At 69.2% G+C, this 24,653-nt stretch carries 15 protein-coding genes and 1 pseudogene; 9 read left to right on the forward strand and 7 right to left on the reverse strand.

Annotated features, from left to right (window positions below):
• From OHQ87_RS05330 to OHQ87_RS05340, 3 genes are all read left to right on the forward strand, one after another.
• Positions 1-4,365, forward strand: coding sequence for a non-ribosomal peptide synthetase (locus tag OHQ87_RS05330; RefSeq protein WP_328345470.1), 4,365 nt, complete (start codon positions 1-3; stop codon positions 4,363-4,365).
• A gap of 188 nt (positions 4,366-4,553) precedes the next feature.
• Positions 4,554-5,867: an ABC-F family ATP-binding cassette domain-containing protein gene (locus tag OHQ87_RS05335; RefSeq protein ID WP_442930684.1), complete on the forward strand. Its 1,314-nt coding sequence runs from the start codon at positions 4,554-4,556 to the stop codon at positions 5,865-5,867.
• Positions 5,868-5,956: 89 nt separating this feature from the next.
• Positions 5,957-7,612 (forward strand): ABC-F family ATP-binding cassette domain-containing protein, encoded by a 1,656-nt coding sequence (locus tag OHQ87_RS05340; protein ID WP_328345472.1) that lies wholly within the window; start codon positions 5,957-5,959, stop codon positions 7,610-7,612.
• Between the two features lie 639 nt (positions 7,613-8,251).
• On the opposite strand, the gene OHQ87_RS05345 is transcribed toward OHQ87_RS05340, so the two are convergent.
• The 3 genes and pseudogenes from OHQ87_RS05345 to OHQ87_RS05355 form a co-directional block, all read right to left on the reverse strand.
• Positions 8,252-9,400, reverse strand: a complete 1,149-nt coding sequence (locus tag OHQ87_RS05345) for an FAD-dependent oxidoreductase (protein ID WP_328345473.1) — start codon at positions 9,398-9,400, stop codon at positions 8,252-8,254.
• A 135-nt stretch (positions 9,401-9,535) separates the two neighbouring features.
• On the reverse strand, positions 9,536-10,243 hold the full coding sequence (locus tag OHQ87_RS05350) for a TetR/AcrR family transcriptional regulator (RefSeq protein ID WP_328345475.1): 708 nt from the start codon (positions 10,241-10,243) through the stop codon (positions 9,536-9,538).
• Between the two features lie 143 nt (positions 10,244-10,386).
• Positions 10,387-10,735: pseudogene (locus OHQ87_RS05355) on the reverse strand (dihydrofolate reductase family protein); the annotation flags it as partial.
• Between the two features lie 79 nt (positions 10,736-10,814).
• Between OHQ87_RS05355 and OHQ87_RS05360 the strand changes: the two are divergent.
• Together OHQ87_RS05360 and OHQ87_RS05365 are read left to right on the forward strand one after the other, a co-directional pair.
• Complete coding sequence (locus OHQ87_RS05360) at positions 10,815-11,417, forward strand: nucleotidyltransferase family protein (protein WP_328345477.1); 603 nt, start codon at positions 10,815-10,817, stop codon at positions 11,415-11,417.
• Between the two features lie 118 nt (positions 11,418-11,535).
• On the forward strand, positions 11,536-12,459 hold the full coding sequence (locus OHQ87_RS05365; protein ID WP_328345479.1) for an AEC family transporter: 924 nt from the start codon (positions 11,536-11,538) through the stop codon (positions 12,457-12,459).
• Between the two features lie 109 nt (positions 12,460-12,568).
• Here the strand turns inward: OHQ87_RS05365 and OHQ87_RS05370 are convergent, their stop codons facing one another.
• Positions 12,569-15,847 (reverse strand): tetratricopeptide repeat protein, encoded by a 3,279-nt coding sequence (locus tag OHQ87_RS05370; protein ID WP_328345480.1) that lies wholly within the window; start codon positions 15,845-15,847, stop codon positions 12,569-12,571.
• A complete protein-coding gene (locus tag OHQ87_RS05375) occupies positions 15,844-16,311 on the reverse strand; it encodes a hypothetical protein (RefSeq protein WP_328345482.1) in 468 nt (155 codons plus the stop codon). Before OHQ87_RS05375 ends, OHQ87_RS05370 begins: the two co-directional genes overlap by 4 nt.
• A 746-nt stretch (positions 16,312-17,057) precedes the next feature.
• Here OHQ87_RS05375 and OHQ87_RS05380 point away from each other — a divergent pair.
• The gene (locus OHQ87_RS05380; RefSeq protein WP_328345484.1) at positions 17,058-17,294 is read left to right on the forward strand and encodes a hypothetical protein; all 237 of its coding nucleotides are present in this window, start codon (positions 17,058-17,060) and stop codon (positions 17,292-17,294) included.
• A 50-nt stretch (positions 17,295-17,344) separates the two neighbouring features.
• Here OHQ87_RS05380 and OHQ87_RS05385 read toward each other — a convergent pair whose 3' ends face one another.
• Complete coding sequence (locus OHQ87_RS05385) at positions 17,345-18,217, reverse strand: phytanoyl-CoA dioxygenase family protein (RefSeq protein WP_328345486.1); 873 nt, start codon at positions 18,215-18,217, stop codon at positions 17,345-17,347.
• Between the two features lie 227 nt (positions 18,218-18,444).
• Here OHQ87_RS05385 and OHQ87_RS05390 point away from each other — a divergent pair, with 227 nt between their 5' ends.
• The gene (locus OHQ87_RS05390) at positions 18,445-19,473 is read left to right on the forward strand and encodes an Inducer of phenazine A (protein ID WP_328345487.1); all 1,029 of its coding nucleotides are present in this window, start codon (positions 18,445-18,447) and stop codon (positions 19,471-19,473) included.
• Positions 19,474-19,642: 169 nt separating this feature from the next.
• On the forward strand, positions 19,643-21,475 hold the full coding sequence (locus OHQ87_RS05395) for a carbamoyltransferase family protein (RefSeq protein ID WP_328345489.1): 1,833 nt from the start codon (positions 19,643-19,645) through the stop codon (positions 21,473-21,475).
• A 365-nt stretch (positions 21,476-21,840) separates the two neighbouring features.
• Here the strand turns inward: OHQ87_RS05395 and OHQ87_RS05400 are convergent, their stop codons facing one another.
• Positions 21,841-23,307 (reverse strand): condensation domain-containing protein, encoded by a 1,467-nt coding sequence (locus tag OHQ87_RS05400; protein WP_328345490.1) that lies wholly within the window; start codon positions 23,305-23,307, stop codon positions 21,841-21,843.
• Between the two features lie 280 nt (positions 23,308-23,587).
• Between OHQ87_RS05400 and OHQ87_RS05405 the strand changes: the two genes are divergently transcribed.
• A complete protein-coding gene (locus tag OHQ87_RS05405) occupies positions 23,588-24,595 on the forward strand; it encodes a biotin synthase BioB (protein ID WP_328345491.1) in 1,008 nt (335 codons plus the stop codon).
• Positions 24,596-24,653: the final 58 nt, after the last annotated feature.

Below are 24,653 nucleotides of genomic sequence, written 5' to 3' on the forward strand. Positions count from 1 at the left end.
GTGACTCACCCGGGGGCTACCTACCCGATGTCGTTCGAGCAGGAGTCGATCTGGCTCAACGACCAGATGCAGGAGGACGGCTCCCGGTATGTCGAGTCGTGGTCCTATCGGCTGCGTGGCGTCCGCGTCGACACCGGCGCCGTGAGCCGGGCGCTGAACGGCATCGTTGCGCGCCACGAGGTGCTGCGCAGCCGGTTGTCGTTCACGGGCGGCGAGGCGTCACAGACCGTGATGCCGCCGGACGCGGTGGAGGTGGAGGTGCAGGTGCAGGAGGTGACCCGGCGGGGACTGGCCGAGGCGCTGGCCGCGGCGGCGAGCCGCCGGATAGACCTCGACCGGCCACCGCTGCTGCGCGCCACCCTGCTGCGGCTCTCCGACGACGACGCGATCCTGGTGGTGGCGATCCATCACGCGGTGGTCGACGACTGGAGTTTCCGCGTGCTCAGCACCGAATTCAGCGCGCTCTACCGGGCCGCACCCACCGGCGGGGAGGTCGCGCTGCCGGCCATTCCGCTCCAGCACGGGCCCTATGCACGGGAGCGCCGTCGCGCCTCTCGAAGCACCCTCGACGAGTCCACCGAGCACCTGCGGCGGGCACTGCGCGCCGCGCCGGAGGAGTCCACCTTCCCGGCCGATCGGCCCCGGCCGGAGCGGCTCAGCTGCCGGGGGGATCGCGTCGAGTTCCGGGTGGCCCCGGAGGTCGGTGCTGGTCTGCGTCGTCTTGCCCGGCGGGGCCGGTGCACGCCGTTCACCGTTCTGGCGGCCGCGTTGGTCGTGCTGATCTCGCGACACACCGGAGCCGGTGACGTGGTGATCGGCATCCCCGTGTCGCGCCGCGGCGATGACATCCTCGATCCGATGATCGGCTGCCTCTCAGACGTCATGCCGCTACGTCAGGAGGTGCCGTCCGACATCGCGTTCGCCGATCTGGTCCTCCGGGTCAAGGAACAACTGTGGACGACCATCGCACACCGTGCCGTGCCCTTCGCCCATCTGATCCGCGACCTGAAGCTCTCCCGTACACCGAACCGTTTTCCCCTGTTCCAGGTGGTCCTTGGCTACGAGGACACTCCGGCACCGGACCTCGACCTGCCGGGTCTGACCGCGGAGCGGCTCTACCTGCCCTCCGGTACGGCGAAGTACGACATCTTCCTGCACGTGGCGCCCAGGGACGGCGGTTTCCAGTGCTATCTCGAGTACGCCGTGGATCTCTACGACCGCCGTACCGCCGAGCTCCTGACGGCACGCCTCGGGACGCTGCTCCGGCACGTGGCAGGCGCCCCGGAGACACAGATCGGGCAGCTGGACGTGATCCCGCCGGCCGAGCGGCGGATCATCGACACCTGGTCGCGGGAGGCAGCCGCTCCGGGCGGGCGACCCGTGCCGCGCTCCGCGACCGACGCTTTCGCGGTCCAGGCCCGCAGGACACCTGACGCTCCGGCGATCGTGGACGCGGCCACCAGGTTGACGTACGCCCAGGTCGACGTGGCCGCCACGACGATCGCAGCGCATCTGGCCGCTCGTGGTTTCGCCGGCGAGCCGATCGGCGTGAGCCTGCCCCGCTCGGCGGCGATGGCCGTGGTGGTGCTGGGTGTGCTCCGCGCGGGCAGCGCCTGCCTGCCTCTCGACCCGGCCTACCCGGCCGACCGGATCGCGTACCTGGTGGCCGACAGCGGCATCCGGGTCGCCATCGTCCAGGGCGATCAGACCCGTGCCGCCCTTCCGGCGGAGACGATCACCGTCGAGGAGTTCGGCGATCCACCGGCCATGCCCGGCTCGGCCCGCCCGCCGGTCGGGCCGGACGACATCGCCTATCTCATCTACACATCGGGCTCCACCGGCCGTCCCAAAGGGGTGGCCGTTCCGCATCGGTCTCTGACCAATCTGCTGTCCTGGCAGTCGGCCCGGTCGTCCGCCGGGCCGGGTACCCGGACGCTGCAGTTCGCAGCCCTCAGCTTCGACGTGGCGTTCCAGGAGCTCTTCGGTACGTGGGCCACGGCCGGCACCCTGGTCGTGGCGGACGACGAGGCGAGGCGTAACCCCGCCCGTCTTCTCGACCTGCTTGACCGGGAGCGGATCGACCGGGTGTTCCTGCCCTTCGTGGCGTTGCAGCAGTTGGCCGAGTACGCCTGTGCCACCGGCCGGTCGGTACCCCGGCTGACCGAGGTGATCACCGCCGGCGAGCAGTTGCATGCGACACCGGCGGTGCGTGAGTTCTTCCGCAAGCACGCTCAGAGCGCGTACCTGGAAAACCAGTACGGCCCGTCGGAGACCCACGTGGTCACCGCCGAACGTCTCGGCGCGGACCCGGACCGCTGGCCGAGCCTCCCGCCGATCGGCCGTCCCGTCGGGGGTGCCCGGGTGACCCTGCGCGACGGGCGGCTGCGACTGTGCCCGGTCGGGACGGTCGGGGAGATCTGTGTCGGCGGCTCCCCGGTGGCGCTGGGCTATCTCAGCCGACCTCAGCTGACCGGCGAGAAGTTCGTCCGCGATCCTCTCGACCCCTCCGACGTGATCTACCGGACCGGCGATCTCGCCCGCTACCTCCCGGACGGGAGCATCCAGTGGGTCGGTCGCGGAGACGACCAGATCAAGGTACGCGGCTACCGGGTCGAGCTCGGCGAGGTCACCTCGGCCGTTCAGGGCGTCCCCGGCGTCGCCCATGCCGCGGTCCTGCCCGAGGACCGCGGCCCGGACGGCAAACGCCTGATCGCGTACTACGTCCCGGCCACGGGCCAGGTGCCGACGCCGGAGACACTCCGCACGGCACTGGCCGGCCGGCTGCCGGAGTACCTCGTCCCCTCGGCCTTCGTCCGGTTGACGACCTTCCCGCGGAGGCCGAGCGGCAAGGTGGACCTGGCGGCGCTGCCGCGGATCGTGCCGATCGACCGCGACGCCACGGCATCGGCCGCGACCCCGACCCCGACCGAAGCGAGGATCGCCGACATCTGGCGCGACATGCTCGCCGTGTCCTCGGTGGATCCGGACGACGACTTCTTCGCACTGGGCGGGCATTCGCTGCTGGCGACGCGCCTGCTGCTGCGGGTTCGTGCGGAACTCGGCGTGGAGATCCCGCTGAGCGCGATCCTGACGGCGCCGACCGTCAGCGGCCTTGCGGCGATCGTCGACCGGGTCGAACCGCCCGCCGCAGGTCCGGACGGCGCCCGGCCGGACCTGGCGTCCGAGGCTACGCTGCCGGCCGACATCGTGGCCGCGCCGGAGGTGGTCCGGCACGTGGCTGATGCCGGCCGGGTGCTGCTGACCGGGGCGACCGGATTTCTCGGAGCGTTCACCCTCCACGCCCTTCTCCGGCGTACCCGTGCCACGGTGTGCTGCCTGGTGCGCGGCACCGACCGCGACCAAGCCGCGGCACGTCTGCACAACGCTCTCGAGGGGTACGGCATCCGGCCGGACGACCAGGAACACCGGATCGAGGTCCTTCCCGGCGACCTTGCGCAGCCACGCCTGGGACTGTCCGAGAGTGGTTTCGACGAGCTCGCCCGCCAGGTCGACGCGGTCTACCACGTCGGCGCCGCGGTGCATCTCACCGCGCCCTACCCGCTGCTCAGACCGGCTACGGTCGGCGGAACGACCGAGATTCTCCGGCTTGCCGCCCGGCATCGCAGCGTCCCGGTGCACTACGTCTCCACGGTCGGCGTGTACGCCCCGTCGGCGGGCGGGACGCTCCGACCGGACGACCGGACCGGTCCGCCCGACGCCCTCGTACATGGTTACACCCAGAGCAAATGGGTGGCCGAGCAGCTCGTGGAGGAGGCGCGCCGGCGCGGTCTGCCGGCCACGGTCTACCGGCCGAGTCGGATCACCGGACATAGCCGTACGGGGGCCTGCCAAAGCGGTGATTACCTGTGGCTCATCCTCAAGGGTTGCATTCAGGCGGGGGCCGCGCCGACCGGCGTGGACACTGCTTTCGACCTGGTCCCGGTGAACTACGTCAGCAACGCCATGGTCGCGTTGTCCCTCCGGGAGGACTCGACCGGCCGCAACTTCAACCTGGTTGCGGGCATGCCGGTGCGACTGGGGAAGATGGTCGGCTGGCTCCGCTCGCGGGGCTACGCCCTGCGGCCGGTGCAGCCCGACGAGTGGCTGCGACGCGTCGAGGCCGATACCGGCAATGCCGCTTTCCCGCTGCTCGGGACCCTCGGCATGGAATTCGGGGGAGCCGGTTCGGAAGGCGGGCTGAGCTTCGACACCGCCGCCACCGACAGCGCGTTGTCAGGTTCGGGTGTTCTTCGCATAGAGTACGGAAGGGAATTGTTCGACGCTGTGCTCGACCATTTCCTCCGCCTCCGCTGGCTTCTCGAGCCGACCCTGACAAGCAGCGCGAACGTGCGGGAAGAGCGTTGACGCGGTCGACGCGTTCCCGCCGGTGCGGTTGACGGTCGGTAGGAGCGACGATACGATCAGTTTCATGATCTACTGACACCGCGCCCGCTCGTGCCTGTGGCGACCCTGCCTGATCAGGAGACGCCCGCACGGGAATCCGGATACGAATCGCCTTTCAGGTTCGATCTCTTCTGGTGGCAGGTGTCCAAGTGTCAAAGAGGGTCTTTCTGTATGCCCGTGATGTGGCGAAATCATATGGTGACCGGCAGGTCTTCGATGGGATGTCGTTGTCCGCGTCCCCGGGACAGCGCATCGGTCTGGTGGGGGAGAACGGCGTCGGCAAGTCGACGTTGCTGCGACTGCTGGCCGGGATGGAGGAACCCGACGCCGGTGAGGTGCAGCGCCCCGCCGACAGCGGTTTCCTGCGGCGGGAGTTGCCGTTCGCGCCGGATGCGACGGTGCAGGATGTCGTCGACGACTCGCTCGCCGAGCTGCGGGCCGCCCGGGCCGGGTTTGAGCAGCTCACCGGGGAGCTGGAACGGCGGCCGGACGACGCCGACGTGCTCGCCGCCTACGGCGACCTGCTGGAGTGGGCGCAGGACCACGACCTCTGGGACGCCGACCGCCGAGCCGAACTCGTGCTGGCCGGGCTCGGGCTGGCCGACACGGAGCGGTCGCGACCGCTCGCCACGCTCTCCGGCGGCCAGTGCTCCCGACTGGGTCTCGCCGCCCTGCTGATCCGGCAGCCGCAGGCGATGCTGCTCGACGAACCGACGAACCACCTCGACGACGAGGCGGTCGGTTTCCTGGAGCAGCGGTTACGCGGACTGCCCGGGGTGGTCGTCGTCGCCTCGCACGACCGGATGTTCCTGGACGAGGTCTGCACCGACATCGTCGACCTGGACCCGACCCGCGGCACGGTGACCCGCTCCGGCGGCGCGTACACCGAATACCTGGCGGCCAAGCGTCGGGAGCGGATCCGCTGGGAGGAGCAGTACGCGGCCGAGCAGGAGGAGCTCGAAGAACTCCGCGAGGCCGTGCGGACCACCGCGCGGGCCGTCAACCACGCGCGGACCATCAAGGACAACAACAGGATCGGGTACGACCGGCACGGCGGCCGGGTGCAGCGGCAGATCTCCCGGCGGGTGCGCAACGCCCAGCAACGCCTGGACTTCCCCGATGACGAACAGACCGCGCGGCAGGTGTACGACGCTGCGGCCGGCGCCGACGCGGTGTCGCTGGCGCAGCTCGGTCTGCTGGCTCCGTGTGACGTCGACCGCCCGCTCGGTCACCTCTCCGTCGGGCAGCGGCGGCGGTTGGCGCTCGCGCTGCTGGTGGCCACACCACCGGACGTGCTGTTGCTGGACGAACCGACCAACCATCTCTCCCTGAGCCTGGTCGAGGAGCTGGAGGACGCGCTCCGGACGGCACCCGGCGCGGTGGTCGTGGCCTCGCACGACCGCTGGCTGCGGCGCGGCTGGGGAGGCTCCGAGCTCTCCCTGGTCAGCGGCAAGATCGTCTGAATCGACAACCCTCGCGCGCGGATCACACCCCGGTTCGATCGCTGAACACGGGATGTTCGGTCCTCCGCGCCCGGCGATCGGAGGTTTCCATGTCAGCTCAGCTCACACTCCGGGACGTCAGCAAGTCGTTCGCCCACCGCCGCGTGTTCGACGCCGTCTCGCTCACCATCGCGCCCGGCGAACGGGTCGGCGTCGTGGGGGAGAACGGCTCCGGCAAGTCCACGCTCCTGCGGTTGATCGCGGGCCGGGACCATCCGGACGACGGCGAGGTCATCGTGCTGGCGGACGGCGGGGTGGGGCACCTGGGACAGGTGCTCGACCTGCCGGACGACTCGACCGTCGGCGACGCGATCGATGCCGCGCTCGGCGAGATCCGCGATCTGGAACGGCGGATCGCCGTCGCCGAGCGGGAACTCGGGTCCTCGGCCGAGCGGATGGCCGACTACAGCACACTGCGCACGGCCTTCGAACTGCGTGACGGATATCGTGCCGACGCCAGGGTCGAGGCGGCCATGTCCAAACTCGACATCGGCGACCTCGACCGGGACCGTCGGCTCGGCACGCTCTCCGGCGGTCAGCTCGCCCGGCTCGGCCTGGCCGGAGTGCTCTCCGCCGAGCCGGAACTGCTGCTGCTCGACGAGCCGACGAACGACCTCGACCAGCAGGCGGTGTCCTGGTTGGAGAACCGGTTGCGGCGTCACCACGGTACGGTCGTGGTCGTCACCCACGACCGGTTGCTGCTGGAACGGGTCGCTACCGCGATCGTCGAGGTCGACGGCGACCGGCGGACGGTGCACCGGTACGGCAACGGCTACACCAGCTATCTCGCCGAGAGGCGTGCCGCCCGGCAGCGCTGGGAGCAGGCGTACGCGCAGTGGGTGGGCGAGAGCGCGCACTGGTCGGAGTGGGGTGCGACCACCGCCTACCGGGTGGCGCCCGGCCGGGCGATCAAGGACCACAACAAGTGCAAGTACAACGGCGACGGCAGGCGGGTGCAGGAGTCCATCTCCACCCGGGTCCGGAGCGCAGCCGAGCGGCTCGAACGGCTGCGGGCCGAGCCGGTGCCCGAGCCGCCCGAGCCGTTGCACCTGCACGCTCCGCTGGACGCCGACGACTGCGAGGGGCCGGTGCTGGAACTGCGCGACGTACGGGTCGACGGACGGCTCGACCTGGACGAACTGGTGCTGTACGCCGGCCAGCGACTGCTGGTGTCGGGCCCCAACGGGGCGGGGAAGTCGACAGTGCTCCAGGTGGCGTCGGATCGGCTGCGCCCTGACCGGGGCACGATCGACCGCCACGGTCGGATCGGATACCTGCCCCAGGACGTGCCTTCGCCCCGTGCGGACGTCAGTCTCCTGACCGCTTTCGGCCAGGGACGGGTGGGCACCATGGAGGAGCACGGGGACCGCCTACGGTCACTCGGGCTGTTCCGGCCGGCCGACTTCCGTACCCCGGTCGGCGCGTTGTCGGTGGGGCAACGGCGTCGGCTCGCGCTGGCCCGCCTGCTGGACCACGACGTCGACCTTCTGCTGCTCGACGAGCCGACGAACCATCTGTCCCTGGCGTTGGTCGAGGAGTTCGAGGCCGCCCTCGCGGTCTACACCGGAGCGGCTGTCGTGGTCTCGCACGACCGGATGCTGCGCGAGCGGTGGCGGGGCGGCGAACTCGTCCTGGGGGCCGGGCGGGTCGTGCGGTGGGACGCCGACGATCGGGTCCGCGTCGACGCAGGGAGCGGTCCGGCATGAGCGGTCCGGCATGAGCGGTCCGGCAATGAGCGGTCCGGCATGAGCACGCTGACCACACCGTCGGCCGAGGTGGACTTCGTCGTGTCGGGACCAGGTGCCCTCATACGACGTGCGACGGGCTCGGATATGAGATCAAGACCGTACCTTCCGGATTCTCACCATCCGTCGCGACGGTGCCGAATGCACCTTCTCTCCCGAACTGGCCTCCACACCGAGTCGGGAGGACAGGGGGTCGTGCCGGGCAACGTCATGACCGACACGCCCGCCCGGATCGCGTAGGGCGTCGCGTTCCAGCGGCTGTCTCGGGACATCGCGTCAGGTCGGAACCGGGATGAGCTGTACAGCGAAGCTGTCCATGATGGACGGAATGGGTGTGGTGGTGCGGCCGTGGTGGTCGCGGACCCCCCGACCCGCTGCCTGACCCCCACTCCTACCGCACGGGCGACGGCACGGAACCCCACCGGCATCGCCAACTGCTTGCTGGTGCGGTGTCCGTGGGCGTCCACCGGGCCGCGACACCGCCGACATCGCCGGACGTCGCCCCAGCGGCGGTGGGGCGGTGGGGTTGGTGCCATGCCATCCGGACACCCGGCTTCGAACCCGGGCCGGGACGCGGCGTGACTACCTGCCCGGTCATCGTCACTGGGCTTCCGCGTAGGCGGCGAACTGGTCGAGCAGGCTGTGCGGGGCCCGGTCGTCGAAGCAGAGTTCCAGGTTGCGGGCGGCTTCTTCGGCGGCTTCGGCACTGCGCGGGAACAGGTCTTGTTCGTACGCGGCGAGCGCGACCTCGATGTCGCCGGGATGGGCGGCGATGGCCTTGCCGAGCTCGGCGCCGTCGAGCATCGCGAGGTTGGCACCCTCGCCGGCGAACGGAGACATAACGTGGGCCGCGTCGCCGAGCAGGGTGACGCCGGGGACCCGGTTCCAGCGGTGGTCGACGGGCAGGGCGTTGATGGTCCGCGGGACCAGGGCGCTGTCGGCCTCGCTGATCAGGGCGTGGAACTCCGGCGCCCAGTCGTGAAACTCCTCCCGCAGGACGGCCTTGCCCTTGTCGGTGTCGGTCCAGTCGACGCTGTCGACCCAGTCCGCCGGTTTGGTCAGCGCGGTGTAGATGTGCAGGCTCCCGTCGGTCTCGCTGTGAGCGAGGAAGCCCTGCCCGGCATCGAGCGCGAACAACATGCCCGCGCCGACCGTCTTCGCCGGCCCGGGATGCCGCTCAGCCGCGTCGTGGTGGGCGACCTCGATGAACGACATCCCGGTGTACGCGGGCCTGGCGTCCGACAGCAGCGGCCGGATTCGCGACCAGGCGCCGTCCGCGCCGATGAGCAGGCCGGTGATGACGGTCGAGCCGTCGGCGAAGGTCAGCTCGTGCTTGCCGTCATCCAGGCTCTTCACTGCGGTGACCTTGCTGCCCCAGCGAATCGTGCCCTCGGGCAGCGAGTCGAGCAGCATCTTCCGTAGATCGCCGCGGTCGACCTCCGGCCGGCCGCCGACACCGTCGCCGTCGTCGCCGGGCTCGTCGGTGTACACGGTGCCGTGCTTGTCGAGAATCCGGGTCGCCTGACCGCCCGGGTGGATGATCTTCTGGAACTCGTCGAACAGTCCGGCGGCCTTGACCGCGACCTGGCCGTTGTAGTCGTGGATGTCGAGCATCCCGCCCTGCGTACGCGCTTGCGGTGAAGCGTCAAGCTCGTAGATGGTCGACGGGATACCGTGAACGTGCAGCACACGGGCGAGCGTCAGGCCGCCCAGGCCGGCTCCCACGATCGTGATGGGTGTGGTGGTCATGGCTTCCTCCAAGATCTCTTGCGTGCCGGTTCGTCGGTAGGGCCGAGATGAACGCTGAAGAACTTGTTCCTGACGAACATGTTCTTCGCGGGTGTCGCAATCCTCCCGCCGGTCACGGCAGGAGAGGTTCCCGGGTCAGCTCGCCGCAGGCTCCTGTGCGGGCACCGCGACGGTGGTGATACCGGTGATCAGGGCGTCGAACATCCAAGTCAGGCGTTGCCCTCCAGTGCCGGAGAACAGGTCGTGGCGGGCCCGGGCGATGTTCGGGCAGTCGGCGTCGGCGGCATCGTTCAACGCCTCGACGAACGCGTCCTGCTCGTCCTGCGCCTCAACGGCCTCGTCGCGCACACCCTGCTCGGCGGCCGTGGCCGTGCCGTGCTGGAGGAGCAGGTCCACGCCCCACGCCGCCTGCGCCACCGGCACGCCGCCCTCGTGGAGCAGCCCGAGCAGCGTGTCTATCAGACGCACGTAGTGCGGGCCCGACGGCCGCAGGGCAAGCACCGACCGTGCCAGGCTCGGATAACCGAGCAGCAGTTGCGTGTAGCCGGTAAGCAGCCGGATCAGCTCACCACGCCAGGTCTCGCCCGCGCCGGCCGGGTCGGGCAGGCGAAGGTCGGCGAGCAGTTCATCGAGGATCGCGCCGTGCAACTCGGCCATGTTCTGCACGTAGACGTAGAGCGAGGCCGGGCCGGTGTCGAGTTCGGCGGCCAACCGGCGCATCGTCACCCGCTCCAGGCCCTCCTCCCGCATGATCTGCAACGCCACGGCGACGGCGCCCGCGCGGCTGAGTGGCGGCTTGGCGGGACGGTCGCGGCGGCTGACGGGGGCTCGGCGGGGACTCATAACGTGATCGTAGCGAACGTGTTCGTGATTGCCAAGGGATGGTTGCTGCCGGGTCGCCATCGTGTCGACCGGGAGGGCGACGTGCTTGCCGGGTCGCCGGCCGCCGAGTGGGTCAATCGGTTACGCATCCGCCACGCGGGGTCGCTGCCGAGGAGGACCCCGCCCGGGGTCGTGTCCTTGAGCTTCTGTACGCCCTCGCGCAGATCGCCGGCGATGTGGTGGCTGTTGGCCCACGGGAAGTCCTGACGCGTGGACGACACCACGTAACTGGGTTGGCCTCCAGCTCGACCGCCCACTCGCGCATGGCCGCCGTCGCCGCAGGCGACGGCGGGCCAGTAGCTCTCCCGTCATCTCGTGGGTGACGCGCCCCCACAGCATCGCCCCGCCCTCGTCCATGAGACGGGTATAGAAGGCGCGCGTCTCGTCGTCGGCGATCCCCTCCTGGTGGTCGACACAACCGCCCGGCCACGACGCCGACCTTCTCTCCGTCACGCCCTGATCCTGCGACGGGATCACGCACCCGAGGCACGGGTGCATGCAGACGATGGTTCGACCGCCCTAGGCTGGGATGGTGCGGGAGGACGAGCTGCGGGCCCTGGTCCGGTCCAGCCCGTGGTGGAACCGGGCGCTGGACGTCGTCCGGGGCTGCGGCCTGCCGGCTGCGTGGATCGGCGCGGGTGCCGTGCGGGACCTCGTCTGGGGCGAGCGGTACGGCGACGGCTTCGACCCCTCGTCGGTACGGGACGTCGATGTCGTCTTCTTCGACCCGACGGACCTGACCCGCGCCAACGACGACCGGGCCACCGCCCGGCTGGTGGCGGCCTGGCCGCAGCTGCCGTGGGAGGCGAAGAACCAGGCCGCCGTGCACACCTGGTATCCGGCGAAGTACGGCGGCGACCCGGTGGCCCCGTTCCACACGGTCGCCGACGCGGTCGCGACCTGGCCCGAGTACGCCACCGCCGTAGCGGTACGCCTCGACGCGGACGACCAGCTCGCGGTGTGTGCGCCGTACGGCCTCGACGACCTGCTCGACGGGGTGTGGCGGCGCAACCCGGCCAGGGTCGACCCGGAGATCTCGCGGCAACGACTCGCCCGCCACCGCCCGGTCGAACGCTGGCCCGGCGTCCGCGTCGTGACCCCCGCCGCCGACCGCACCTCCGCGACACCGCCGTGACCAGCGACCGGTGCCTGGAAGCACGTGACACTCGATTGCCCGGCGGCTCGGCACGCACCTCGGGCGTCGGTGTATCTGCCGACCGGCGCAAGCCGCGACGCCCGCCGGTAAAGCACGAATGAGCTTGGTGTCGGCGTTCGTGCCGATCTGGATCCTCACCGGGGTCGGCTACGCGGCCTGTCGTCGGGGCCTGCTGGGCGAGGCGGTGGCGTCGGTGCTCGGCCGGTTCGTGTTTCATCTGGCGATGCCGGCCGCCCTGTTCCTGGCCCTGTCCCGGATGCCGCTGTCCGGGTTCGCCGGCCGTCCGCTGCTCGCCTTCGGGGTGAGCACGGCCGTGGTCGTCGGGTTCGGGTGGGTCGGCGCGGGCAGGCTGTTCGGACGCCAGCCCGGCGAGTGGCCGATCTGGGGCATGGCCGCCGGGTATGTGAACTCGGCGAACCTCGGCATCCCGATCGCCACCCAGGTCCTCGGCGACGTGTCGTTCCTGGCGCAGGTGGTGCTGCTACAGGTGCTCGTGGTGACGCCCGTGATCCTGACCGCCCTGGACCGGCACAGTGACCCGGCCGGGCGCGTCCGGGTCCGCCGTATCGCCTCCCTGCCGGTCCGTAACCCGGTGATCCTGGCGTCGCTGCTCGGCGTCGGCTGCTCGGCTGCCGACCTGCGCCTGCCGTCGGCGGCCGACGCGTCGCTCACCCTGCTGGCAGGCGCCGCGGTTCCCGCCGCCCTGATCGCCCTCGGCGCGTCGCTGCACCGCACCGCGCCGACCCGGGCAGAGCCGGCCGAGTTCGCCGCCCTGGCCGTGATCACCGCGCTGAAGCTCGTCGCACAACCGGTCATCGCGTACGCGACCGGACTCGCCCTGCACCTGTCCGCGCCGCAGTTGCTGACCGTGGTGGTGTGCGCGGGCCTACCGACAGCGCAGAACACGTTCATCTTCGCCCAGGAGTACGGCGTCGGCGAGACGGTGGCCAACCGGGCGGTGGTGGCCACCACGACGCTGTCCCTGGCCACCCTGTACACGGCGGCGACGCTGCTCGGATAGATCCGCCAGCCAACTCACCCCACGACCTCGGCGAATAGCCGACCATCGTGCTGGCGGCCAGATCTGCCGCCAGCATCGTCGCCCGGAGGCTGTGACGTGCGGAGGTGTCTCATCCGGACCAAGACCCCCTGCTCACCCGCATGTACGCCGCCAGCGCGATCGAGAGGTTGCGTCCGTAGATCGCCGGATTCGTGTGCGCCACCTGCCGGTAGATGGTGACCGACTCCTCGGCCGGGGCCAGGGCCTCGTTCCGCCGTCCCAGCTCCGCCAGCCGGAGACCGAGGTTGTACAGCGACTGCGCGAGGTGTGGCAGGTAAGCGTCCGGATCGGTCTCGGCCAACTGCCGGTGCAGGTCCGCGGCTTCTCGGCAGGCGGCGAGAGCGCCTTCGCGCTGGTGCGCCAGTGACAGGAACACACCGAGGTTGTTCAAGGACTGTGCCAGGTCGGGTAGGTGGGCGGTGGGATTGCTCTCCGCCAGCTGTCGGGTGACGGCGACGGCTTCCTCGGCGAACCCCGGGGCCTCCTCGTTGCGCCCCAGGATGGCCAGGAATCCAGCAATGTTGTTCAGCGACTGTGCCAGGTCGGGTAGGTGGGCGGTGGGATTGCTCCGGGCCAGTTTCCGGGCGATGGTCACCTCTTCCTCGGCGCAGGCCAGGGCCTGGTCCGACTGACCCTGCCTGTCGAGGACCACGCCGAGGTTGTGCAGCGCTGTGCAGAGGTTTCCCAGATGGGCGGCGGGGCTGGCCGCAGCGAGCCGTCGATGGGCGTCCACGGCTTCCCGAAGGTGGACGAGGGCCTGTTCCTGACGACCCAGCTCCGCCTCCGCTGAACCGAGGTTGCCCAGCTGCCTCGCGAGGTGCGGCAGGTAGGCGTCGTCGTCGGCCTCGGTCAACCGCCGGCCGATGGTCACGGCTTCCCTGAAGAGGGTGACGGCCTCCTGTCGCCGGCCCAGCTCGGACTGCACCTCACCGAGGGCGTTCAGGGACCTTGCCAGGTCGGGCAGGTTCGTGACGGGGTTGGTCTCGGCCAGTCGTCGGAACGTGTCCGCCGCTTCCTGGGTGTAGGCGAGGGCCTCCTTCCGCCGCCTGAGTTTGACCAGGGTGTTGCCGAGGGCGACCAGGGACCTTGCCAGCTCGGGCAGGTAGGCGACGGGGTTGGTCTCGGCCAGTCGTCGGAACGTGTCCGCGGCTTCCTGGCTGTGGACCAGGGCCTCCTCGGGCCGACCCAGTTCGACCAGGGCATTACCGAGGTTCTGCAACGATCTCGCCAGCTCGGGCCCGCGGGCGGTGCGGTCGGCGTCGGTCAGCCGGCGGCTGATGGTCACGGCCTCCTCGGCGAGCCCCAGGGCTTCCTCGTGGCGCCGCAACTCCACCAGGACCTTGATGGCGCTGTTCAACAGCCCGGGGAGGTCGGGCAGGTAGGCGGTCGGGTCGATGTCGGACAACAGGCGGCCGATGGTCACGGCCTCCTCGGCGAGCCCCAGGGCCTCCTCCTGCCGGCCCAGGCCGCCCTGCGCCATGCCGAGGTTGTGCAAGGTTCTCGCCAGGTGCGACAGGTGGGTGGCGGGATCGGTCCGGGCCAACTGCCGGTACGTGTCCGCGGCTTCCTGGCTGTGGACGAGGGACTCTTCCCGCCGGCCCAGTTCCGACAGCACCTGCCCCAGGTTGTGCAACGATCTGGCCAGGGCGGGCAGATGGGTGGTGCGGTCGGCGTCGGCCAGCCGGCGGCGGATCGCCACGGCTTCCTCGATGGGCGCCAGGGCCTCCGCGTAGCGGCCGGCGTTGGCCAGGCGCCAGGAGCGGGTGGCGTGCAGGCGGGCCTCTTCCGCCGGATCGTCGGTCATGGTGAGCCGATGCGTGGTGAGGACGTCTACGATCGCGGCGGCACCGACATCGAGGTCGACGTGTCGGTCGGCGGGCAGCAGCGCCTCGACCGCTTCCAGCGCCGTGAGGTCGACACCGGGTATGCCGGCCAGGGTGCTGAGGGTGGCACTGCCGGCGATGATCGCGAGTTGTGGCCGGTCGCACAGGAGTGGGTACAGGTGTGCGGGCCCGAGGTGGGGCCAGCGGGCCGCGGCGGCGGTGAGGAAGGTGACCGCCCGCGAAGCGTACGTCGCGGATGTCGTACGCGGCGGGGAGTGATCCGACGCCGGCGATGGTGGGTCGTGCAGCAGCTCGCCCAGTCGGGTGGGCGCCCACGGTTCGGCCGGGTGGTCGGGACCGGGCAGGGTATGAGCGATGAAGTCCTCGGCCAGTCGGTCCGGGTACAGCGGTTCGAGCGCGGTGACCCGATGGGGATCGGCGGCCGGGTAGCAGCGGCTGTGGTCGCTGATGATCCGTTCGGCGGGCAGTTCCCGCTCGATCCGACGAAGCAGCCCGGTGGCCTCGGGGTGGGGGAGCGGGCCGGTGAAGGCGGCGGTGAAGACGGTACGGGCCATGACATCGTCGGGCGTGTGGTGGTTGAGCCCGTGGACGTGGCCCTCGTACAGACGGACCCAGTGTTGACGTTCGCGGTCGAGCAGGTAGCGGGTCAGCATCTTGATCCGCGTGGGTGGCTGGTCCCCGGTCGCGCGGGTGTCGACGGCGACGAGCGCGGCGACGTGCACGGTGAGGGTGAGCCCGAACTCCGGATGACCCAGGTCGAGGAGCGGGGGGAAGGCGGCCGGGCCGGGGATCTCGTAGACGGCGGCGAAGCTGTCATGGGCGGCGGTGAACATGGCCCACCGGTCGTCCTCGTCGTCAGGCAGCGGGTCCAGGTAGTGCTCGGAGGTGCCGGCCTGAACCCGGGGATCGTCCAGGTTGGCACGCAGTGCCGGCCAGAAGGACGCGCTGCGTGCCACCATCAACACCCGTGCCGGCTTGCCGGCCTGATGGAGCAGCGAGTTGCGCAGCAACCAGAGCAGGGTGGACAGCGGGTAACGGTCGGCGTAGTCGACGATCAGCAGCACTCCCCGGTGGCGGTCCAGTCGCAGGTCCTGGCTGCTCAGCAGGGCGCTGGGCATCCCCACGTGGGGCACCGCGGTGACGGCCTTCCAGCCCTCGGCGGCGACCTGGGCGGCGAGATGGTCGGCCAGCCGCGTCTTACCCCGGCCCCCCGGTGCGTGCAGCCAGCGCACCGCCAGTCGCGGCCCGGTCTCCGACCAGGTACGCAGCTCGTCGAGATCAGATTCGCGACCGGTGAACGGGACCACGCAGGCGTGGGCGTTGAGCATCCGGGAGGGCATCTTACGCAGCCAGCTCCGGTCCGGCAGGTCGGGCCGGCGGTGTTCCTCCAATAGATAGAGCGGTGTGCCGTCCCCGAAGACATGCAGGTCGGCACCGATCACCCCGTAGGCGGTGCCGGCGACAGCGGAGACGTTCTGGTGAACGGGGGAGGGCTCGATATTCACCGGGAAGGTCCCGGGTCGGGCACCGGGCCGATCGGGTCAGTTCCCGGCGGGGCGGGGTGGTTGATGATGCTGCCGAACATCACTCCCTGCGCGGTGGCGCCGGAGGCGGTCGCGGTGATGTTCTGTATCCACTGCTGCTGGGGAGTGGGCAGCCGGGTCAACAACTCGTCACGCAGATCACGCAGGGCGTCGGTCCTGGCCGGATCTTCCTCGATCAGGTCTGACAGGCGCATCTGCCAGGCCGGCAGTAGCCGTTGACGTACCTGATCGCGCTGGGCTGGCGGGGCCTGCTCCACCTCCGCGGCCAGGGCGTCCAGCCGCCGAACCGTGGCGGTTTCCCGGTGCGGGTCACCACGACCGAGTAGCCGGGTGAACCCGGAGCGTGCCACCTGCCACATGTCCGTCGCGGCCGCCTGTACCAGTACCGCCGCTCCGGTCATACCCAGATCTGTCAGCGTGCTCATATCCACGTGGCGCTCCTCCTCATCCGAAGGAATCGATATGTCTCGACGCTATCAAGCCGGTGCGACGGGCCGGAAAAGCACCTGTTCCGGCTCGGGCGGCGGTCGCGGTAGCCGCACATCGGGTGGCAGATTGGTATCAGGGGCGGCACGGGCTGCCAGGTGAACGTAGTCGACAAAGACGTCGATGTGGTGTCGGAAATGCGACCTCCGGTAAGGTGCCCGGCGCGCACAATGTGGGCGCCGCATATCCCGCAGCGAGGCGGCGAGCGATTGTCGATATCTGTGGACCGGCGGAATTCAGGGGATCTGTGGGGTGGTGGTGACCGGCTTGATGCCGTAGTCGACGAGCCGGGTGAGCAGGTCGCCGGGGTGAGCTGAGTGGCGGTGCTCAGATGGCACTGCCGATTGCCGGGCCGCGCGGTATCGGGGACGCTCCAGGTGCTGACGGGGCCGGATGGTGTGCTGCCGTGCTGACCCTCTCTTGCGGACATCCGGCGGATGCGGCCGTCAGCCAGGCCTGCTCCCACCTGGTCGTCGTACCGGAGGGCGGGGAGGTGGCGTGCTTCCGGTTGCCGAGCGGGCGTGGGGTGGCTCGACCTGATCTGCCGGGAGTGCGACGAGGCTGGTCGGCCGGCCGGGTTGGTCGCTACCGGTGTCGTGGGGGCAGGTGATCGACCTTGCTCCGATCGACGACACCGACGGTTCCCGGTGGCTGGCGCTCACCGCCGACGGCACGATCGTCGAGCTTGATCCGGGACGACGACCGGTTCACGGTGTTGGCGACCGTCGAGCTGGTCGACGAGCCGGAGCACGCGCCGTGGATGGACCGCCGGCTGAGGTACCGGCTGCATGCCTCCGCCTGCGGTCGCTTTGCGGCAGTGGTCAACGGCCACGGTCGGTACGGGCGGGTGGTGGATCTGGGTCGGGGCGCTGTCGTGACGCTCGCGCTCGACGGCGGGGAGCTCACCATGAGATGCACCTGAATGCCCGCAAGCACCCCGAGATGACGAGAGTGGCACGCCGGGTGGTGGCCTCACGTCCGGTGGCTGCGCATTTCCGGCGTCGCGGCCAGAGCGTCGCGCCACGTCTGGCACCACGCCGCGTAGTCGGTGAACACCTCCGCCGGCTGCTGACGGCTCTGCACGACGAAGCTCGGGTGAAAAGGCCGTCCGGTGGGAGTGCCGGTCGGCTGGTATCTCAAGTCGATGCTCCAGCGAGTGTGGTCGCTGAGGTTCGGGGTGGAACGGTGTGGTGTGTACCGGTGCATGAACACGACGCCGCCCCGTCTCACCGGGGCTGGTCGTGGTGCCTCGGCGGGTAGGTGGCCCGATGCGATCCGGGGACCGGGGCCGTGCGCGATGTACCCACCCCGCCACGCGTGGGGGATCACCTCGAGGCACCCGTTGTGTCGCGTGGTGTCCACCAACGGAATCCAGCAGGTGACAATATCTGAATTGTCGGCCTCATTCGACATCGTCGCCGCGTCCTGGTGCCACGGCACGTCATGGAATCCATCTCTCGCGCCTGTGGAATCTGCCGGTGGCTTTGCGCGGACGTGTTGAATGGGATTGCAGGTGATCTCTGCCCCGATGAGGAGTTCCAGTGCGGCCAGTAGGCGCGGGTGCCGCAGGAACGCAAACGTAGCCGGACCGAGCACCGTGGCGATGTCCATATGCTCGGTGATTTCAGGGGCTTGAGCGTGGAGCAACGCGGTCCGCCGTGCGAACGGCATGTCCGGGTAAAGATCGGCGAGGCGACCTTCGGCGCGGAGAGTGTTCGCGCGCTCCGTCAACCAGGCCGCGTACTCGTCGATTATCGGAGCGAGGTCGGCGTCGTCGAAAATGCTCTCCGCGACCAGTACACCTTCCTTGTGGAAAATGCGTACCTGTGCATCGCTGAGTGGCAAAGTTCCCCCTGCTGACTCTGTCAGTTCCAGGACTGATCCTAGCGCATGGTATGTTGCTTATCAAGCCACGATAATCAATGTGTCGGGGTTGACTGGCTTTGATCGTACGCCTAGCATTGCCATGCTGGCCGCCGGTGACCTGGGTCGCGGGGTGAGGCCTGTGGAGCCAAGCCGGGTCTTTTGGCTGGGGGCGATCCGTTGCTACCGACCATCTGGAGTGCTCAACGATGACACCGCACGTCGTCACGCTCGCACCGCAGATGATGCACTACATGGAAAACTTCTATGCGGACGGCAAGTTGAGCTGGCTGCCGTACGTGATGTTTTTTCATCCGGCGAGCCATCGCTCTGCTTTTGTCAACACCGACCGGCTGGGCTTCCGCATTTCCCGCCGAGGAGCCGAGGAAGTGTCGGTGGCAGGCCCGCAGCCGGACGGTGGGGTGAACATCCTGGTCGGTGGCTCCACCGCGTTCGGTGTCGGTGCCACCGCCGACGCCGCGACAGTGTCGTCGAGGCTGTGGTCCGCGTACGCGCCCGAGCATGCCTGGGTGAACCTCGGCGGTCGCGCTCACAACTCGGCTCAGGAACTGGTCAATTTCACGCTGCACCGGCACCTGCTGTCCGGTATTCGGAACATCGTGCTCTTCTCCGGGCTCAACAACCTCGGACTGGCGCGGCTGCCAGGGCGTATTCGCGGCGAGCACGGCGCGTTCTATCACTGTGACGAGTTCAACGAGATCATGCACGAACGGCAGCGGCCACCTCGACTAATTGGTTTGTCACAACGACTGCGACGGGATGCCGGAAAGGCCGGAGCGAAGCGCGATACGCACGCCAGACCCCCGGCCGAGCAGCAGATCGAGATCGCTGCCGACCTGACCCTGCGGCACCTCGGCACGTGGCGCCTGCTCGCGGACGCGTTGGGGGCGACACTGTCGTTCGTCCTCCAGCCACTTGCCACCTGGGTTCGGGAACGTCCGTCACCGCCGGAGCAACTGCTCTTCGACGAGCTGGATGCGGTCTTCAACTTCCGGGAAACCTATGGCGACATCATCCCGCCGCAGGTGGGCCAGGATTATGCGGCGGTGTTACGGGTCGGTTGCGAGAAGCTGGGGGTCCGCTTCGTCGATCTCGCCCCGCTGCTCGCGGATGCCGTCCGACCCGACGACTGGATTTTCGTCGACCGCGCGCATATGACCGACAGGGGTTGCGACGTCGTCGCCGCCCTGCTTGCCAGCCACTGCGACTTGCGATAGCCGGCGCCGGAAGCGCTGGCTCAACAGGAAGGACGGTCGATGCCTTGGCCCTGCTGCGAAGTTTCCTGCTCCGCCTGTTTCGACGCCCACGCAGGCGCGAAAAGCGTCGCCACGACGGTGACGGCTCCACGTACCCCATGTTCTGATCCGGTCGTCCGGCGGAGCCGCGATGCCTGACCTGGTCCTGGGGGTGTCCGCCCACTACCACGACAGCGCCGCGGCGCTGCTTGCCGACGGGGTCCCGATCGCCGCCGCGCACGAGGAACGCTTCAGCCGGCGCCGGCACGACCCGGCGTTCCCGGCCGCTGCCGTCCGGTACTGCCTGGACTCAGCCGGGGTGGCGTTACCGGACGTGTCCACCGTGGCCTACTACGAGGACCCCGTGCTGAAGTTTCGGCGGGTGCTGGCCAGCTACGCGGGTGCGGCTCCCCGGGCCTTCCGGACGTTCCGCGACACGCTGCCGTCCTGGTTGTCCTGGAAGCTCGCCATACGCCGCGACATTCGCCGCCACCTGACCGACCTCGACATGGGCGAACCGCCGCGGATCGTCACCGGTCGGCATCACCTGTCGCATGCGGCCTCGGCGTTCTTTCCGAGCCCGTACGAGTCCGCCGCCGTGCTGGCGGTCGACGGCGTCGGCGAGTGGGCCACCACGACGCTGTGGCACGGCACCGGCACCCAGCTGCGCCAGCTCGCGGAACTGCGTTTCCCGCACTCGCTGGGCCTGCTGTACTCCGCGTTCACCTACTTCTGCGGGTTCAAGGTGGACTCGGGTGAGTACAAGCTCATGGGGCTGGCCCCCTATGGCACGCCACGCCACACGGACCTCATCCGGGAGCACCTGATCGACATCAAGCCAGACGGGTCGTTCCGGCTCGACCTGCGCTGGTTCGAGTTTCTGCGTGGCCGGGCGATGACCGGTCATGGCTTCGAACGGCTCTTCGGCGGGCCGCGCCGCGATCCCGAATCTCCGCTCACCGAGCGCGAGTTCGACCTGGCCGCGTCGGTGCAGCAGGTGACCGAAGACGTGGTCCTCCGGCTGGCGCGCACCGCACGCCAGCTGACAGGCGAGCGCAGGCTGTGCCTGGCCGGGGGAGTGGCGCTCAACTGTGTGGCGAACGGCAGGTTGGCCAGCGAGGGGGTCTTCGACGAGGTCTGGATTCAGCCCGCCGCCGGTGATGCCGGCGGAGCGCTGGGCGCGGCTCTGTCCGTGGCGATGGCTCGCGGCGCATCCCGTGTGCACGTGGGCACCGGCCGCGACGCGATGTCCGGGGCGCTGCTCGGACCGGACTTCGACGGTGCCGAGATCCGGGCCAGCCTGGAGCGCCGGGGGGCGGTCTACCGGACGCTGGGTCAGGCCGCCCTGATCGACCAGGTCGTCGCCGCGCTTGCTGCCGGCAAGGTGGTCGGCTGGTTTCAGGGCCGGATGGAGTTCGGGCCACGCGCTCTCGGGGCACGCTCGATCCTGGGTGACCCGAGGGACCCCGACATGCAGTCCAGGATGAACCTCAAGATCAAATTCCGGGAGTCCTTCCGGCCGTTCGCACCGGCGGTGCTGGCGGAGGACGCCAAGGACTACTTCGACCTGAGCCAGGACAGTCCATACATGCTCCTGGTGGCGAACGTATCCGCTGCGCGACGGTTGGACGTCGAGCCCACGAGCCGGTCCACGGGGCTGGATCTGCTGAGGATCCCGCGTTCATCGATCCCCGCGGTCACCCACGTGGACTTCTCCGCCCGGGTGCAGCACGTCCGAGCAGACGACAATCCGCACTTTCATCGGTTGCTGACCGCGTTCAATCATGCGACCGGATGCCCGGTCCTGGTGAACACGTCGTTCAACGTCCGGGGCGAACCGATCGTGTGTACGCCGGACGACGCCTACACATGCTTCATGCGTACCGACATCGATCTGCTCGCGATCGGCGACCACCTGCTGGAGAAGGCGACGCAGCCTCCGTTGCAGGACGACGAATGGCGCTCGCGGATTCCGATGGACTAGCGCCGTTCGCCTGCCTGCCAATCGTCGGAAGGAGCCTGATGGGGACCGCTCTACTTGCCCTGGTGTATTACCTGTTGGTCACCCCGGTCGGTCTCGTGAGCCGGGTCGTCCACGACCCGTTGCGACGTCGTTGGAACCCGCACGCGTCGACCTACATGACCTATTTCACCGACCCTTCGGGAAGCCGCGACCGGGCTTGAAGTGGTGCCGTGGTTCGGTGACGCCCCGGCTCGGTGACGCCGGCTGGCACCGCATCACCGGCACGACCGACATCGCCCGCGCCACCCGCCAGGCCCCCCGTCGCTGACCCGGCCTGATCACCGCCGTGACCCGCAGCTACCTGACGACGCCATGCCCATGGCCCGCTACCGGACGACCGCCATGGTCCTCGAATCCTCGCTCGCCCTCACCAGACAGCCCTCGAAGTCCGCGAGGAACTGTTCGATCCGCGCCGCCGGTAGGTATCTGGTGTCGGCGCTGAGGGAAACGCGAGGAACAGCCGGCGGACCGAAAATCTTGAGAGAGAACCTGCACTGCAGCCACCCTGGATCGGCCTGCCATCTGAAGGACGTCTCCGCCGCCAGGCGACGGACGTCGGTGCTGTCTGCGGGCACCGCGACGGCGCTGTCTGCTGACGTCGACACGACAAGTTCGTCTTCCTGGGGCTGACTCGCCGCGGTCCAGACCGGCGGGCCGTCAGAGCGGGTGTCGTTGAAGTAACAGTCGCGTTGGACCACGCCGTCCTCCGCTTGCAGCCTTTCCACCGCCGCGTCCAAGTCCCGCTGGCGGTAGTACGCGTGCCAGTGTGCCTCGGCTGCGGCGCGGTCGGTCGCGGAGAGCAGGTCGTCGAACGTCCACGCCGCAGAGACGTCGAGCACGAAGAGGCCCTGCTGGCACATGTGCGTCACCATGCCCTGGTGGCCGGGCCAGAACCGGTTGCTGGTCAACGACTGCAGGTGGCACCGGTGCTGACCGGTCCAGCTGGTGAGCACGCACACGCAGGCCGCCTGTAGCACCGTGGATTCGCCGACGCCGTGCCGCGCGGCGAGGAGCCGGGCGGCCGCCCCGACCGCCGGCGACGTCAGCAGCGCGCTCCGGAACGCAGGGGTCTGAGGCGGTTCGGCCTCGGTGAACATCGACGATCGGACCCGCCCGATCTGCCTCGTCCAGTACTCCACGGACCTGGCCGAACGCCGTCGCGCGGCGGGAAGCAGCTGATTCCGGGCCAGATCCACAGGCTGCGGGACCTGGCCGGGGAGTTCCGCACCTTCCAACAGTTTGGCGAGATCCTCCCGGACGACGCTCAGCCCCTGCAGGTCGGCGGCGGAATGGCACAACGTCAGGAGGACGTGCTCTATGGCGCCGCCCCTCGTGACCAGGGCAACGCGCAGCGGGAGGTCACCCCGCGCGTAGTCGTACGCCATGGATCGCAGCCGGTGGGCAACCGCGTGGATCCCCGAACCTCCGGCCTCCACGACCTCGACGCGCAGGGCGCCGGAGCGCTCCACCGCCTGCCGATACTCGCCGTCGACAGCGAGGATCCTGGTCCGCAGTGATTCGTGCCGGTCGAGCAGGCGTCCGATCGCCGCCGCGATCGTGCGGGCATCCTGCTTCAGCCCCGGCGGTACCGCGACAACCGTTCCGACGTTGAAGTGGCCCGGCGCGTTGCGTTGGATCGCGTCCCAGATGCCCTGTTGACCCCAGGTCAGCGGCGCCGTTTCGCCGCGTGCGCCGGAGAAGGATGCGGCGACTGCATACCCGGCGCCGGTCTGCTGATCTGTCGCGCCCTCACGAATAGGTGCGGCGTCGTGGTCTGGTGTCGAGTCCAGCACCGCTACGACGCTACATCCTCACACTTCGATGGGGCAAGTGTGCTGCGGCGTGTGTGGCAGTCGCTCGTCGAGTGCGAAGAAAGTCGGTAAATCAATCGATGAACTTCGCTCGTGCTGCTAGGGTGATCGCAGAGATGCATCTACGGGGAAACGCGCGGGTTCGTGACTCGCGTGAGGGAGGTGCGTGACGCGCATCACTTCGGACAGTCTGGCTGTTCGGCAGCCACATCCAATCGACACCCATCCAGTGCCATCGCGCTGCGGCGCGACGACTTCCTGAATGGCTGTGAGCATGCTTTCTACCTCGGAAATCCGTGCTGCACTCGATGCTCGCGGATCGCGTCAGCAGGAACTATTCGCTGAGGCACGCCGCCTACGTGACAAGCACTTCGCGCGAAGCATCGTCCTCCGTGGGGTAATAGAAGTCACCAATGTCTGCCGCGTCAATTGCGACTACTGCCCCATGCGCCGCGACAACACCCGGTACAACGACCGCTACTTCATGAGCAGCGACGAGATCGTCCAACGAGCTCGCGAGATTCACGAAGCCGGTATCGACGTCATCCTGCTGCAGGGCGGCGAGGCGCCGCGGGTGCTGGCTGCGGTCAAGGAGGCGATCGCGGCCATCAAAGAACTCTACGGAGGCCGCGTCGAGGTGCTGCTCAATCTCGGCAGCCTCACCAGGGATCAGTACTCCGAACTGCGACAGGCCGGAGCCACGAGCTACATCCTCAAGCACGAGACAAGCGACGCCGCCCTTCATGAGCAGGTTCGCGGGGAGACCCTGGAGTCCCGACTGGAGAGCCTGCGGGACCTGCTCGATCTGGGCTACAAGGTGGGCACCGGATTCATCTCCGACCTGCCTGGCCAGCGGATCGAGAGCATCGTCGACGACATCGAGCTCGCCGGGCGACTCGGCGTCCACATGTGTAGCGTGAGTCCCTTCGCCCCGGCACCGGACACGCCCCTCGCGGACCAGCCCAGCGGCTCCCTCGACCTCGCGCTCAACTCCATCGCATGCCTTCGCATCTGCTATCCACACCTGCTCATTCCGTCGGTGAGCGCGCTGGAGAAGGCGGACAGCGGAGGGCAGGCAAGGGGTCTGGAGGCGGGCGCCAACGTCCTGACGATCAACTTCACGGCGGAGAGCGATCGCCAGCGGTACCTCATCTACGGAAAGAATCGGTTCGTCGTGCGGATGCAGCACGTGCAGGAGATCGTCCGCAACGCCGGCCTCGGCATCCGGGGTTCGATCTTTCTGCCCGACGGCGCGGGTCGTCCGGCATGACCGGCAAGGAAGCGGCGGCTGCGGAGAGATGACCTTTACTCGTCCAGCGCTGACCGCT

The organism is Micromonospora sp. NBC_00421, from assembly GCF_036017915.1.
In the GTDB taxonomy this organism is placed as follows: Bacteria; Actinomycetota; Actinomycetes; order Mycobacteriales; family Micromonosporaceae; genus Micromonospora.

What these genes read in the sequence shown, in the direction of transcription:
- OHQ87_RS05350 (WP_328345475.1), bottom strand. Translation starts at nt 10,243, where the DNA reads ATGAGTCCCCGCCGAGCCCCCGTCAGCCGCCGCGACCGTCCCGCCAAG.
- OHQ87_RS05405 (WP_328345491.1), top strand. Translation starts at nt 23,588, where the DNA reads ATGGCTGTGAGCATGCTTTCTACCTCGGAAATCCGTGCTGCACTCGAT.
- OHQ87_RS05365 (WP_328345479.1), top strand. Translation starts at nt 11,536, where the DNA reads ATGAGCTTGGTGTCGGCGTTCGTGCCGATCTGGATCCTCACCGGGGTC.
- OHQ87_RS05395 (WP_328345489.1), top strand. Translation starts at nt 19,643, where the DNA reads ATGCCTGACCTGGTCCTGGGGGTGTCCGCCCACTACCACGACAGCGCC.
- OHQ87_RS05345 (WP_328345473.1), bottom strand. Translation starts at nt 9,400, where the DNA reads ATGACCACCACACCCATCACGATCGTGGGAGCCGGCCTGGGCGGCCTG.
- OHQ87_RS05340 (WP_328345472.1), top strand. Translation starts at nt 5,957, where the DNA reads ATGTCAGCTCAGCTCACACTCCGGGACGTCAGCAAGTCGTTCGCCCAC.
- OHQ87_RS05375 (WP_328345482.1), bottom strand. Translation starts at nt 16,311, where the DNA reads ATGAGCACGCTGACAGATCTGGGTATGACCGGAGCGGCGGTACTGGTA.
- OHQ87_RS05390 (WP_328345487.1), top strand. Translation starts at nt 18,445, where the DNA reads ATGACACCGCACGTCGTCACGCTCGCACCGCAGATGATGCACTACATG.